The following is an 11,464-nucleotide window of genomic DNA, read 5'->3' on the forward strand; positions in this document are numbered from 1 at the left end:
CCCGAAGGCGGTTACGCTACGTCACTGGGGCGTGACGTTCCGTGCCGAACGGGCCAGCGCTCCCGAGCCGATGCTCCCGGCTCAGCCTTCGAGCTGTTGCGCCGTCTCGTCGCGCAGGGTCTGCAACTCCGAGATCGTCGCCTCCAGCTGGGCTTTCTGTTCGGCCAGCGCGGCGAGCTGCCTGTCGGCCAACTCGATCCAGGCCTCCATCTGAGGCACGGTGCCCTTTTCCTCGTAGATCAGCAGCCACTGGCGGATCTCCTCGAGGCTGAAGCCGAAACGCCGCCCCCGCAGGATCAGCGTCATCCGGGCCACCTCGCGGGGCGTGTAGAAGCGGCTGCGGCCCTCTTTCTCGGGGCGCAGTAGCTCGATGTACTCGTAATACCTCAAGGTGCGCGGTGTTACGTCGAACTTCGCGCACATTTCTTTGAAGGAAAGGCGTGTTTCGGTCATCTTCACCATGTCTCCCTGACGCCAGCGTAATGGCTAAGCCGCGGCGGCGCAATTGGCAAGGCGCCGCAACGGCGCGGGGATTTTCCGGCTTGCGGCCGGGGGCGGGAGCGCGAATAAATGCAGGCGACACAACCATCAGGACAGGCAGACGATGGCCGGAGAAAGCGACAAACCGACGCTGGCGCAGATCGCGGCGCAATTCATCAACGCCATTCCCCATTCCCGCGCTCTGGGCATGGAAATCAAGGACGTGGAGCCGGGCCTCGTGCGGATCACCATGCCCTACGATGCCCGCCTCGTGGGCGATCCGCGCACGGGCGTGATGCATGGCGGTGCGGTCTCGGCACTGATGGACACCTGCTGCGGCGCCGCGGTGATCAGCCACCCCAAGGCCCCGGTCACCACCGCCACGCTCGATCTGCGCATCGATTACTTCCGCCCGGCCACGCCCGGCCAGACCATCCTGTGCGAAGCCCATTGCCACCTCATGACGCGCAGCGCCGCCTTCGTGCGCGCCACCGCCTGGGACGATGACACCGATCGCCCGGTGGCCGCCGCCAACGGCGTGTTCACGCTGTCCAACGTGAAGGGGAAGAACTGATGAGCCGCAAACCCGTGGAGCCCCTGCACATCGTCAAGCAACGCCGCGATGCCGCGCTGAAGGCGCTGGTGGGCAGCATTCCCTACATCGAGTTCCTCGGCGTGGAGTTCGACCGCCACGGCGACGAGCTGACCGGCATCATGCGCTACAGCGATCACCTGATCGGCAACCCGGTGCTGCCGGCGCTGCACGGCGGGGCCACCGCGGCCTTCATGGAGACGGTGGCGGTGATCGAACTCTCCTGGCGCTTCTTCTGGGAAGACATCGAGGCCGGCAAGATCGATGCTTCGGCGCTGACGCCCGAGACGATGCCGCGCCTGCCGAAGACGATCGATTTCTCCATCGACTACCTGCGCTCGGGCCTGCCGCGCGACGCCTATGCCCGCGCCCGGATCAACCGGTTCGGGCGGCGCTACGCCTCCGTCCACGTCGAGGCCTGGCAGGATCACCGGGAGAAGCTCTTCGCGCAGGCCACGGGCCATTTCCTGATGCCCGCGCGCGATGAATGAGGCCCGGCCCGACGCCCCCGACACCCCGGACACCCCGGACACCCCCGCGCCGCTGACCCACCGCAGGGTGCTGCACATCGCGGTGCCCATCGTTCTCTCCAACGCCACCGTGCCCATCCTCGGTGCGGTGGACACCGGCGTGGTGGGCCAGATGGGGGCGGCGGCGCCCATCGGGGCGGTGGGGATCGGAGCGGTGATCCTGGGCGCGATCTACTGGATTTTCGGCTTCCTGCGCATGGGCACCACGGGGCTTGCGAGCCAGGCTTTGGGGGCCGACGACAGGCCGGAATACGTGGCACTCCTGATGCGGGCGCTGCTGATCGGCCTGAGCGCGGGCGTTCTGATGATCGCGGCCCAGGCGCTTCTGTTCGCGGGCGCTTTCCGGGTGGCGCCGGCATCGCCGGAGGTGGAGGCGCTGGCGCGCGACTACATGGCGATCCGCATCTGGTCCGCCCCGGCGGCCATCGCGCTCTACGGCATCACCGGCTGGCTGATCGCGGCGGAGCGCACGCGGGCGGTGCTGCTGATCCAGCTCTGGATGAACGGGGCCAACATCGTGCTCGATCTCTGGTTCGTGCTGGGGCTCGGCTGGGGCGTGCAGGGGGTGGGCTTCGCCACCTTCCTTGCAGAATGGAGCGGGCTGGCGCTGGGCCTGTGGTGCTGCCGCGGCGCCTTCGCCGGCGCCGCGTGGCGGGAATGGGCGCGCATCTTCGACGCCACCCGCCTGCGCCACATGGCGATGGTCAACGGCGACATCCTGATCCGCTCGGTGCTGTTGCAGGCGATCTTCGTCTCCTTCCTGTTCTTCGGCGCCGATCTGGGCGACGTGCCGCTGGCGGCCAACCAGATCCTGCTGCAGTTCCTGCACATCACGGCCTACGCGCTGGACGGGTTCGCCTTCGCCGCCGAGGCGCTGGTGGGGCAGGCCATGGGGGCAAGGGCGGCGGCCCGCCTGCGCCGCTCGGCGGTGATGACGAGCCAGTGGGGGCTGGCCTGCGTGTTTCTGCTCTCGACCTGTTTCGCGCTCTTCGGCGGCACGATCATCGACGTGATGACCACCGCGCCCGACGTGCGCGCCGAGGCACGGATCTACCTGATCTACATGGTGCTCGCCCCCCTTGCGGGGCTGGCGTCCTGGATGCTGGACGGCATCTTCATCGGCGCCACCCGCACGCGGGACATGCGCAACATGATGCTGGTGAGCGCGGTGATCTATTTCGCCGCCGTGGCCGTGCTGCTGCCCGCCTTCGGCAATCACGGGCTCTGGGCGGCGCTGCTGATTTCCTTCGTCGCGCGGGGGCTGACGCTGGGCCTGCGCTACCCGGCGCTGGAGGCGGCCGCGCGCTCTTGATGAAGCGGTGAGCGTCCGCCCGGGCGGGAGCGGAACGCGCCCGCCGTGGGGCGGGCGGACGCGTGCCTGTTTCTCGCGAAACAGGCGAAGAAAAATCAGAAAAGAGCCAGAACGTTCTCCGGCGGCCTTCCAATCGCAGCCTTCTCGCCAGCCACGACGATGGGCCGCTCCAGCAGCGCCGGATTGGCCAGAAGGGCCGCGCGCAGATCCGCCTCGGCGCTGCCTGCCGTCAGCCCGGCTTCCTTGAACGCCGCATCCTTCACGCGCATCATCGCGAGAAGCGGCAGCCCCAGCGCGGCCTGAAGCGCGTCCAGTTCCGCCGCCGTGGGGCCGTCCTTCAGGTAGAGCCGCACCTCGGGCGCGTGACCGGCCTCTTCCAGAAGCGCGAGCGCCTGGCACGATTTGGAGCAGCGCGGGTTGTGCCAGATGACGGGTGTCACAGCCAGTCCTCCCGCCCGGTGCCCACGGCCTCGGCCACGGAGGCGAAACCATCGCGGGCGAGGCAAGCGTCGAGCCCGCGCGCCACGTCGGCCGCCAGCCCGAGCCCCTTGTAGACCATCGCCGAATAGAGCTGCACGGCGGACGCCCCGGCGCGGATCTTCTGGTAGGCGGCCTCGGCGCTGTCGATCCCGCCGACACCGATCAGCGGCACCGCGCCACCGGTTTCGGCCGACAGCCGCGCCAGAACGCGGGTGGATTTCTCGAACAGCGGCTTGCCCGAAAGCCCCCCGGCCTCGCCCCGATGCGCGCTCTTCAGCCCGTCGCGATCCAGCGTCGTGTTGGTGGCGATCACCGCATCCACCCGGCATTCGATTGCCACGGCGGCCACGTCGGCGATCTCGGCTTCGCTCAGATCCGGCGCGATCTTGAGGAACACGGGGATCGGGCGGGCCAGCGCGTCGCGCGTTTCCATCACGCCCGCGAGCAGCGCGGTGAGGGCGGCCTTTCCCTGCAGATCGCGCAGTTTCTCGGTGTTGGGGGAGGAGACGTTGACGGTTGCGAAATCGAGATGCGCGGCGCAATGGGCCAGCACCTTGCCGTAATCCGCGGCGCGGTCCGCGCTGTCCTTGTTGGCGCCGAGGTTCAGCCCCAGCACCATGTCTTTCGGACGCTGGGCAAGGCGGCGGCCAATTGCCTCCATGCCCTCGTTGTTGAAGCCGAAGCGGTTGATCACCGCCTCGTCCTCGGTCAGGCGGAACAGGCGCGGCTTGGGGTTGCCGGGCTGTGGGCGGGGTGTGGCCGCCCCCACCTCGACAAAGCCGAAACCCGCACGCGCCAGGGGCGCAAGCGCCTCGGCGTTCTTGTCATAGCCCGCCGCAAGCCCCACGGGGTTGAGCAACTTGAGCCCGGCCAGCGTCGTGCGCAGCCGGTCGGAGGTCACCGGGCCGGGCAGCGGCGCGAATCCGCTGTTGAGCGCCTTGATGGAAAGCCCGTGCGCCTTTTCCGGGTCCAGCCGGTGCATGCCGGCAAGGGCGAGTTTCTCGATCAGCTTCATGCCATGCCTTCCGGGAAGCGGTGCACGCCGTCCACCAGCGGCAGCGGGGCGTGCCAGAGCACATCTTCCATGCGCAGCGCGCGGTAGAGGTGCGGAAACAGCGCGCCCCCGCGCGACGGCTCCCATTTCAGCGCCGCGCCGAGCGCCTCGGACTCGAGCGCCAGCAGCCACAGGCCCTCTTCGCCGGCGAAATGCTTCGCGGCGGTTTCGGCGGCCTGGGCGGCGGTGGAGAAATGGACGTAGCCATCGGCCAGGTCGACGGGCGCGCCGAGGGTCTCGCCGGCGGCCTTGAAGGCCTCCCATTCGGGGGTGCGGAAGATCTTGTAGATAAGCATGCCCGCCACATGCCCAACGAACGGGCAGCCGTCAAGCGCGGCGGGAAAGCGGCGCCGTCTTCCCCTCGGGAAACTGTCACATAGTTTTGACAGGCCGCGTGTTAGGCGTCAGTCTGACCAGATGGACAAAAATAATCAGGGAGTCACCCAAATGCTGTCCCGCATCCTTCTTTCCTCCGCCGCGGCCTTCGGCCTTTCCGCCGGGGTGGCGGCGGCGGACTATTCGCTGACGATTCTGCACACCAACGATTTCCATGCCCGTTTCGAGCCGATCTCGAAGTATGACTCCGGCTGCTCCGCCGAGGACAACGCCGAGGGCAAGTGCTTCGGCGGCTCCGCCCGCCTCGTGACGGCCGTGAACGAAGCCCGCGCGCGCGCCGAGAACCCGATCCTGCTGGACGGGGGCGATCAGTTCCAGGGCACGCTCTACTACACCTACTACAAGGGCAAGGTTGCCGCCGAGATGATGAACAAGCTCGGCTATGACGCGATGACCGTGGGCAACCACGAATTCGATGACGGCCCCGAGGTGCTGCGCGGCTTCATGGATGCCGTCAACTTCCCCGTTCTGATGTCCAACGCCGACGTCTCGGCCGAACCGCTGCTGGCCGACACGCTGATGAAATCCACGGTGATCGAGAAGGCGGGCGAGAAGATCGGCCTGATCGGCCTCACCCCGCAGAACACCGACGAGCTGGCAAGCCCCGGCAAGAACATCACCTTCACCGATCCGGTTCCGGCTGTTCAGGGCGAGGTGGACAAGCTCACGGCCGAGGGCGTGAACAAGATCATCGTGCTGAGCCACTCCGGCTACGCGGTGGATCAGCGCGTGGCCGCCGAAACCACCGGCGTGGACGTGATCGTGGGCGGCCACTCCAACACTCTGCTGTCCAACACCAACGATCGCGCCGCCGGCCCCTACCCGACGATGGTGAACGGCGTGGCGATCGTGCAGGCCTATGCCTACGGCAAGTTCCTGGGCGAGCTGAACGTGACCTTCGACGACGAGGGCAACCTCATCGAAGCCGTGGGCGAGCCGCTCGTGATGGATGCCAGCGTGACTGAGGACGAGGTGACGAAGGCGCGCATACTCGAACTGGGTGAGCCGCTCGAGGAAATCCGCCAGAAGGTCGTCGGCGCCGCCGGGGCCCCCATCGAGGGCAACCGCGACGTCTGCCGCGTGATGGAATGTCCGATGGGCAACCTCGTGGCCGACGCCATGCTGGAGCGCGTCAAGGATCAGGGCGTCCAGATCGCCATCGCCAACTCCGGCGGGCTGCGCGCCTCGATCGACGAAGGCGACGTGACGATGGGCGAAGTGCTCACCGTGCTGCCGTTCCAGAACACGCTCTCCACCTTCCAGATCAAGGGTGCCGGCCTGCTCGCCGCGCTCGAGAACGGCGTGAGCCAGGTGGAAGAGGTGGCCGGGCGCTTCCCGCAGGTCGCGGGCCTCAAGTTCACCTGGGATCCCTCCGTTGCGCCGGGCGAAGGGCGCATCGTCGAGGTGATGGTCGAAACCGACGGCGGCTACGAGCCGCTGGATCCGGACGCCACCTACAACGTCGTCACCAACAACTACGTGCGCAACGGCGGCGACGGCTACAAGATGTTCGCCACCGACGGCATGAACGCCTACGACTACGGCCCCGACCTCGCGGACGTCGTGGCGGAATACCTTGCCGGCAAGGGCCCCTACGAGCCCTACACCGACGGCCGTATCGTGAAGAAGTGATCCGGCCCACCGGCTGACGGAAAGGGCGCTCCGATGGAGCGCCCTTTTCATTTGGGCGTGTTTGTCAGGAGTGACTTGCGATGAGCGCCCTCAGGGGGTGAGTGAGCGCGCGCCTGTCGCGGCCGCGACAGGCGATGGTTACACGCAGCTTCGCTGCGGGCTTCTGCTGCCCACTCAAACTCGGTATCCTGCCCTCATGGACCACCCGCTGATCGATCTCATCAACCAGAAGATCGCCGCTGCCGAAGCCGATGGCGCGTTTGACGACCTGCCGGGCGCGGGCAAGCCGTTGCCGCGCTGCGACGATCCCGAGAACGCGTTGCTGAACCGGCTGGTGAAGGATTCCGGCGGCGTGCCGGAGTTCGTTTCGCTGTCGCGCGAGCTGGCGCGGCTGCGCGAAGAGCTGCGCGAGACGGGGGATCGGACGGAACGGCTGGCGATCCTGAAAGAGATGTCGATGCTGGAAGCCCGGATCGACATCGCCCGCAGGGCGGGGCGGTAGCGTCCGATGTGCGGGCGGTTCGCGATCACCCTGCCGACCGACGCCATGGCGCAGCTGTTCGATGCCGCGCCGGCCAACGACCTGCCGGAAACGCCCAACTACAACGTCTGCCCCACGACGCAGATCCACGTGGTGACGGGGGGCGAAGGGGGGCGCCGCCGCCTCGGGGCAATGCGCTGGGGCTTCCTGCCGAAATGGTACAATAGCCCCACCGACGGCCCGCTCCTGATCAACGCGCGCGCCGAGACGATCGCCGAGAAACCGGCCTTCCGCGAGGCCTGCCGCGCCCGGCGCTGCCTGATCCCCTGCTCGGGGTTCTACGAATGGACGAAGGACACGACCGGCGCGCGCCTGCCGTGGTACATCCAGCGCGCCGACGGCGCGCCGCTCGTCTTCGCCGGGATCTGGCAGGAGTGGGCGATGGGCGACGCGCACCTGACGACCTGCGCCATGGTCACCACCGGGGCCAACGCGCCGATGGCGCGCATCCATCACCGGATGCCGGTGATCCTGGAGCCGGAAGATTGGGCGCTGTGGCTGGGCGAGAAAGGCAAGGGTGCGGCGCGGCTGATGCGGGCGGCGGGTGAGGATGTGCTGCGGTTTCATCGCGTCGATCCGCGGGTGAACTCCAACCGCGCTTCCGGCCCGGAGCTGATCGAGCCGCTCCCGGCTTGATCCCGCGTCTCGGCCCCGGCACTCTGCCGGGAGGGGAGCACGGGAGACCATCATGAAAGACAAGATCGTTTCGGCCGAGGCCGCCGCCGCGCTGATCCGCGACGGCGATACGATCACCACCTCGGGCTTCGTCGGCATCGGCGTGCCCGACCTGCTGCTGAAGGCCGTGGCCGAGCGTTTCGCCGAAACCGGCGCGCCCCGCGATCTGACGCTGTTCTTCGCGGCGGGGCAGGGCGATGGCAAGGAGAAGGGCCTCAACCGGCTCGGTCAGGACGGGTTGCTCAAACGTGTTGTCGGCGGGCACTGGGGGCTGATTCCGAAGGTCGGCGCGCTGGCCGTTTCGGGGCGGATCGAGGCCTACAACCTGCCGCAGGGCGTCATCAGCCAGATGTATCGCGACATCGCCGCCGGCAAGCCCGGCACGGTGAGCCATGTGGGGCTCGGCACCTTCGTGGATCCCCGCCTTGAAGGCGGCCGGATCAATGACGTGACGACTGAGGACCTCGTGGAACTGGTGCAGCTTGGTGGGCGCGAGCAGCTTTTCTACCGCGGGTTTCCCATCCATGTGGCGCTCTTGCGCGGCACCACCGCCGATCCCTTCGGCAACGTCTCGATGGAGCGCGAGGCGCTGGTGATCGACAACCTCGCCCAGGCGATGGCGGTTAAGAATTCGGGCGGGCTGGTGATCGTTCAGGTGGAGCGTCTGGCGGCGCGCGGCGGGCTGAACCCGCGCAGCGTGGTGATCCCCGGCGCACTGGTGGATGCAGTGGTGGTGGCCGATCCCGAAGATCACATGCAGACCTATGCCACCGCCTATTCCCACCTCTTCGCCGGCCAGTTCCGCGCGCCGGAAGGCGCAGCGCCGAAGATGGCTCTGGACGCGCGCAAGATCATCGCCCGCCGCGCGGCGTTCGAGCTGCCGGTGAACGGCGTGGTGAACCTCGGCATCGGGATGCCCGAGGGCGTGGCCGCCGTGGCAGGGGAGGAGGGCCTTCTCGATCACGTGACGCTCACGGCGGAGCCCGGCGTGGTGGGCGGACAGCCGGCCTCGGGGCTCGATTTCGGCGCCGCGATCAACACCGATGCCATCATCGCCCAGAACGCGCAGTTCGATTTCTACGATGGCGGCGGGCTGGATCTGGCCGTGCTCGGCATGGCGGAGGCGGATGCGCAGGGCAACGTCAACGTGTCGCGCTTCGGCACCCGGCTGGCCGGAGCGGGGGGCTTCATCAACATCTCGCAGAACGCACGGCGGGTCGTCTTCGCCGGCACCTTCACCGCCGGTGGGCTCGACATCGCGCTCGAAGGGCGACGGCTTCGCATCCCTCAGGAGGGGCGCGCCCGGAAGTTTCTCGACGCGGTGCAGCAGATCACCTTCTCGGGAAAGGGGGCGCAGGCCAAGCGCCAGCCGGTGCTCTACGTGACGGAGCGCTGCGTCTTCGAGCTGCGGCCCGAGGGCGTGGTGCTCACCGAGGTGGCGCCGGGCGTGGACATGAAACGCGACATCCTCGCGCACATGGGCTTTGCCCCGATCGTCGGCGATGTCGTCGAGATGGATGCCCGGATCTTCGCGGACGAGCCGATGGAGCTAGCGCGGGATCTGCTGCACCTCGATCTCGCGGATCGGATCGCACTGGGTGACGGCGGCCGGCATCTCTTCATCAACTTCGAGAAGCTGCGCCTGCGCTCGCTGGAGGAAGTGGCCCAGATCCGGGCGCGGGTGGAGGAGGTCTGCGCGCCCCTGGGCCGCCGGGTGGACGTGATCGCCAACTACGACGGCGCGCGGATCGACGAGGACGTGGAGGCGGATTTCGCGGCGATGGTGAAGGCGTTGGAGGATCGGTTCTACGGCACCGTCACCCGCTATTCCTCCTCGGCCTTCATGCGCATGAAGCTGGGCGAAACCTTCCGGCGGGACGCCGCGCCCCATGTCTTCGAGACCGCCGCCGAGGCCAAGGCGTTCCTTGAGCGGCGGTGAGGCGGTGACGGCCATTTCATTTCGACCGTCACCCCCATTTCAATTCAGAACGCTTTAACGGCCTATACGTCGAAGCAATTGCGTTCGATGCCGATCTGGGTCAGGGCTTCGTATTGCCCTTTCATCTGCGCAAGCTGCGGCGCGAGATCCTCGGAAAAGCCGACGGCGAACAGGGCGGGCCAGAACAATACGAGCCCGACACCCATTGCCACGGCATCGTTGGTGGCGGCCTTGTTCTGGCGGCCCGTGAGATCGTTGACGGAGGTCACGACCCTGTTGCGTTCCCGGATGATCTGGTTGCAGTTCAGATGGCTGTACTGGGCGGTTCCGACCATCGTCGGCGTAATGTCTTCGGCCCTTTTGGAGCAGGCACCAATAGCGGTTGTTGCGGCAAGAAGGCCGCAAATCAATGTCTTCTTCATTATCACGGTGGGTTCTTTCTATTTGTCGATGCGCTCTTTTGTAATCCCTGCGCAATCAATTCAATAGGCAATCTGAAAAAATTCGGGTTTTTTAATTTCTCCCAATTCAGGCCCATTTGTTGCCCTTATTCGAGGTTTGGGCGGCCGGAGTTTCGCGCCTTTCGGAATGGCGGGAGATACTGGGAGTCGTGCCAATGCCCGGAACGATCCGTCGGCGGTCTCGGGGCGGTTTGGGTTGGCCGGCCCTCGTGCGGGCCGGCCGGGGCCATGCCTAGTGGGTGTGGCCGGCCGGAGCGATGATCGCCAGGCCGGGGGCGGGCGACTTCAGGTCGTGGCTGTCCTGCCCTTCGGCGGGGATCTCCACCCAGGCGTTTTCGCCGGTGGTGCATTCCTGAACCGTGGCGAAATACAGGGTGGTTCCGGGTTCCAGCGAGCTGTGCAGCTTGGCGCGGAAGACGAACTCGTCGTAGTGGGCATCCTCCAGGTTGCCCGTCCAGATGATCTCTTTCACGCCTTCCGTCAGCGTTCGGCCGTGGAAATCATAGCTGCGCGCATAGGCGCCGGTGACGGTTTCGAGGCTCCAGCCCGGCTTCGGCATCGGCTTTACGGAGATGACGCCCTCGGGAATGGCGATGCGCAGGGTCTGCGTGGCCGCGCCGTCGCAGCCGTGGCCGATCCGCATGACGGCCTTGTAGTAGCTGCCGCTGGCGGCTTCCTGCTGTTCGAGCGTGGCGTGGGCGTTTGCGCCCATGGCAAGAGAGGCCGCTGCCGCGGCGACGAGGGCGAGAAGGGTCGGTTTCATTTTCTATCCTTTCACATGTCTGTTGTGCGCCGGTGCGTCCGGCGCGCCGAGATCATGTGAAGAGGGGCGGGCCCCGTGCCGGTGGCAGGCCGTTCGCGGCCGCGACGGGGGCGGGCGCCTGTGCCGGGGGCAGAGCTTTGCGCGCGACGCTGGCTGTCCGTTTCGCCTCAGTGGGCAACGCCGGTTCGACCGCCGCCTTCGCGAGGACGCAGTTCGGGCAGCTGCCCGAGGATGCGTCTTCCGAGTAGCCGCAGATGTCGGCGGGGGAGAAACCGGCAAGGGCGAAATCCGGGCCGCCGGAGATCGGGCGCGCGGCGTGAAGGCCCGCAAGAAGCGCAAAGCAGACTGCCGCCACCAGCATCGCCATGGCAAGGGCCTTCGTCTGTCTTGCGCTGTAAGGCATTGAGTCTTCTTCGCTTAGGTCGTGGACTCATAATGTCTGATCCAGAGCCTTGAGCAAGCGAGGTGAAGTGCGGCGAGGAAGTTTGCTGCGGTTTTGAAGTATCGCGTTGCGATGCCGCGGAAGTGTTTGAGACGATTGAAGAACCGTTCGACCTTGTTGCGTTCGCGGTAGAGGTCTCGGTCGACGGTCCTGACCACGCGGACGTT

15 protein-coding genes are annotated in these 11,464 nt (G+C 67.0%); 7 read left to right on the forward strand and 8 right to left on the reverse strand.

The genetic code is table 11. From position 1 onward, the window contains the following. Window positions 1–81: 81 nt before the first annotated feature. Window positions 82–453 (reverse strand): MerR family transcriptional regulator, encoded by a 372-nt coding sequence (locus PSA7680_RS16810; RefSeq protein WP_085869860.1) that lies wholly within the window; start codon window positions 451–453, stop codon window positions 82–84. A gap of 151 nt (window positions 454–604) precedes the next feature. Here PSA7680_RS16810 and PSA7680_RS16815 point away from each other — a divergent pair, with 151 nt between their 5' ends. From PSA7680_RS16815 to PSA7680_RS16825, 3 genes are read left to right on the forward strand one after another with little or no spacing between them, the layout of a single operon-like run. Further along, window positions 605–1,054, forward strand: coding sequence for a PaaI family thioesterase (locus PSA7680_RS16815; RefSeq protein WP_085869845.1), 450 nt, complete (start codon window positions 605–607; stop codon window positions 1,052–1,054). Continuing rightward, window positions 1,054–1,563 (forward strand): PaaI family thioesterase, encoded by a 510-nt coding sequence (locus tag PSA7680_RS16820; RefSeq protein ID WP_139838705.1) that lies wholly within the window; start codon window positions 1,054–1,056, stop codon window positions 1,561–1,563. Before PSA7680_RS16815 ends, PSA7680_RS16820 begins: the two co-directional genes overlap by 1 nt. Continuing rightward, window positions 1,556–2,914 carry an MATE family efflux transporter gene (locus tag PSA7680_RS16825; RefSeq protein ID WP_085869847.1) on the forward strand — a complete coding sequence of 453 codons (1,359 nt, stop codon included), beginning with the start codon at window positions 1,556–1,558 and terminating at the stop codon, window positions 2,912–2,914. Before PSA7680_RS16820 ends, PSA7680_RS16825 begins: the two co-directional genes overlap by 8 nt. Before the next feature lie 95 nt (window positions 2,915–3,009). On the opposite strand, the gene arsC is transcribed toward PSA7680_RS16825, so the two are convergent. The 3 genes from arsC to PSA7680_RS16840 are packed head-to-tail and all read right to left on the reverse strand — an operon-like array spanning window position 3,010 to window position 4,744. Next, complete coding sequence (gene arsC, locus PSA7680_RS16830) at window positions 3,010–3,354, reverse strand: arsenate reductase (glutaredoxin) (protein WP_085869848.1); 345 nt, start codon at window positions 3,352–3,354, stop codon at window positions 3,010–3,012. After that, entirely contained in the window at window positions 3,351–4,409 is a 1,059-nt protein-coding gene (locus tag PSA7680_RS16835; protein ID WP_085869849.1) for a quinone-dependent dihydroorotate dehydrogenase, read from the reverse strand. The genes arsC and PSA7680_RS16835 overlap by 4 nt, the downstream gene beginning before the upstream one ends. Further along, a complete protein-coding gene (locus PSA7680_RS16840) occupies window positions 4,406–4,744 on the reverse strand; it encodes a DUF952 domain-containing protein (RefSeq protein WP_085869850.1) in 339 nt (112 codons plus the stop codon). The genes PSA7680_RS16835 and PSA7680_RS16840 overlap by 4 nt, the downstream gene beginning before the upstream one ends. 151 nt (window positions 4,745–4,895) lie before the next feature. On the opposite strand from PSA7680_RS16840, the gene PSA7680_RS16845 reads away from it, so the two are divergent. The 4 genes from PSA7680_RS16845 (at window position 4,896) to PSA7680_RS16860 (ending at window position 9,631) form a co-directional block, all read left to right on the forward strand. Next, window positions 4,896–6,476, forward strand: a complete 1,581-nt coding sequence (locus PSA7680_RS16845) for a bifunctional metallophosphatase/5'-nucleotidase (protein ID WP_085869851.1) — start codon at window positions 4,896–4,898, stop codon at window positions 6,474–6,476. Between the two features lie 196 nt (window positions 6,477–6,672). Beyond that, window positions 6,673–6,978, forward strand: a complete 306-nt coding sequence (locus tag PSA7680_RS16850; RefSeq protein WP_085869852.1) for a DnaJ family domain-containing protein — start codon at window positions 6,673–6,675, stop codon at window positions 6,976–6,978. A gap of 6 nt (window positions 6,979–6,984) precedes the next feature. Further along, complete coding sequence (locus tag PSA7680_RS16855) at window positions 6,985–7,653, forward strand: SOS response-associated peptidase (RefSeq protein ID WP_085869853.1); 669 nt, start codon at window positions 6,985–6,987, stop codon at window positions 7,651–7,653. Window positions 7,654–7,705: 52 nt separating this feature from the next. After that, a complete protein-coding gene (locus PSA7680_RS16860) occupies window positions 7,706–9,631 on the forward strand; it encodes an acyl CoA:acetate/3-ketoacid CoA transferase (protein ID WP_085869854.1) in 1,926 nt (641 codons plus the stop codon). A gap of 62 nt (window positions 9,632–9,693) precedes the next feature. Here PSA7680_RS16860 and PSA7680_RS16865 read toward each other — a convergent pair whose 3' ends face one another. The 4 genes from PSA7680_RS16865 to PSA7680_RS16880 all read right to left on the reverse strand — a co-directional run. Next, window positions 9,694–9,966 (reverse strand): hypothetical protein, encoded by a 273-nt coding sequence (locus PSA7680_RS16865; RefSeq protein ID WP_085869855.1) that lies wholly within the window; start codon window positions 9,964–9,966, stop codon window positions 9,694–9,696. Window positions 9,967–10,324: 358 nt separating this feature from the next. Further along, window positions 10,325–10,855, reverse strand: coding sequence for a YcnI family copper-binding membrane protein (locus PSA7680_RS16870; RefSeq protein WP_085869856.1), 531 nt, complete (start codon window positions 10,853–10,855; stop codon window positions 10,325–10,327). A gap of 52 nt (window positions 10,856–10,907) precedes the next feature. Next, window positions 10,908–11,222 carry a hypothetical protein gene (locus PSA7680_RS16875; RefSeq protein WP_085869857.1) on the reverse strand — a complete coding sequence of 105 codons (315 nt, stop codon included), beginning with the start codon at window positions 11,220–11,222 and terminating at the stop codon, window positions 10,908–10,910. A 50-nt stretch (window positions 11,223–11,272) separates the two neighbouring features. Then, the coding region (locus PSA7680_RS16880; protein ID WP_217808310.1) for a transposase at window positions 11,273–11,464 on the reverse strand (192 nt) is incomplete at its 5' end.

The sequence above is a fragment of the Pseudoruegeria aquimaris genome, from assembly GCF_900172235.1.
Lineage (GTDB): Bacteria > Pseudomonadota > Alphaproteobacteria > Rhodobacterales > Rhodobacteraceae > Pseudoruegeria > Pseudoruegeria aquimaris.

What these genes read in the sequence shown, in the direction of transcription:
- PSA7680_RS16810 (WP_085869860.1), bottom strand. Translation starts at nt 453, where the DNA reads ATGACCGAAACACGCCTTTCCTTCAAAGAAATGTGCGCGAAGTTCGAC.
- PSA7680_RS16865 (WP_085869855.1), bottom strand. Translation starts at nt 9,966, where the DNA reads ATGGTCGGAACCGCCCAGTACAGCCATCTGAACTGCAACCAGATCATC.
- PSA7680_RS16860 (WP_085869854.1), top strand. Translation starts at nt 7,706, where the DNA reads ATGAAAGACAAGATCGTTTCGGCCGAGGCCGCCGCCGCGCTGATCCGC.
- PSA7680_RS16825 (WP_085869847.1), top strand. Translation starts at nt 1,556, where the DNA reads ATGAATGAGGCCCGGCCCGACGCCCCCGACACCCCGGACACCCCGGAC.
- PSA7680_RS16875 (WP_085869857.1), bottom strand. Translation starts at nt 11,222, where the DNA reads ATGGCGATGCTGGTGGCGGCAGTCTGCTTTGCGCTTCTTGCGGGCCTT.
- PSA7680_RS16815 (WP_085869845.1), top strand. Translation starts at nt 605, where the DNA reads ATGGCCGGAGAAAGCGACAAACCGACGCTGGCGCAGATCGCGGCGCAA.
- PSA7680_RS16835 (WP_085869849.1), bottom strand. Translation starts at nt 4,409, where the DNA reads ATGAAGCTGATCGAGAAACTCGCCCTTGCCGGCATGCACCGGCTGGAC.
- PSA7680_RS16850 (WP_085869852.1), top strand. Translation starts at nt 6,673, where the DNA reads ATGGACCACCCGCTGATCGATCTCATCAACCAGAAGATCGCCGCTGCC.
- PSA7680_RS16845 (WP_085869851.1), top strand. Translation starts at nt 4,896, where the DNA reads ATGCTGTCCCGCATCCTTCTTTCCTCCGCCGCGGCCTTCGGCCTTTCC.
- PSA7680_RS16870 (WP_085869856.1), bottom strand. Translation starts at nt 10,855, where the DNA reads ATGAAACCGACCCTTCTCGCCCTCGTCGCCGCGGCAGCGGCCTCTCTT.
- PSA7680_RS16820 (WP_139838705.1), top strand. Translation starts at nt 1,054, where the DNA reads ATGAGCCGCAAACCCGTGGAGCCCCTGCACATCGTCAAGCAACGCCGC.
- PSA7680_RS16855 (WP_085869853.1), top strand. Translation starts at nt 6,985, where the DNA reads ATGTGCGGGCGGTTCGCGATCACCCTGCCGACCGACGCCATGGCGCAG.
- PSA7680_RS16840 (WP_085869850.1), bottom strand. Translation starts at nt 4,744, where the DNA reads ATGCTTATCTACAAGATCTTCCGCACCCCCGAATGGGAGGCCTTCAAG.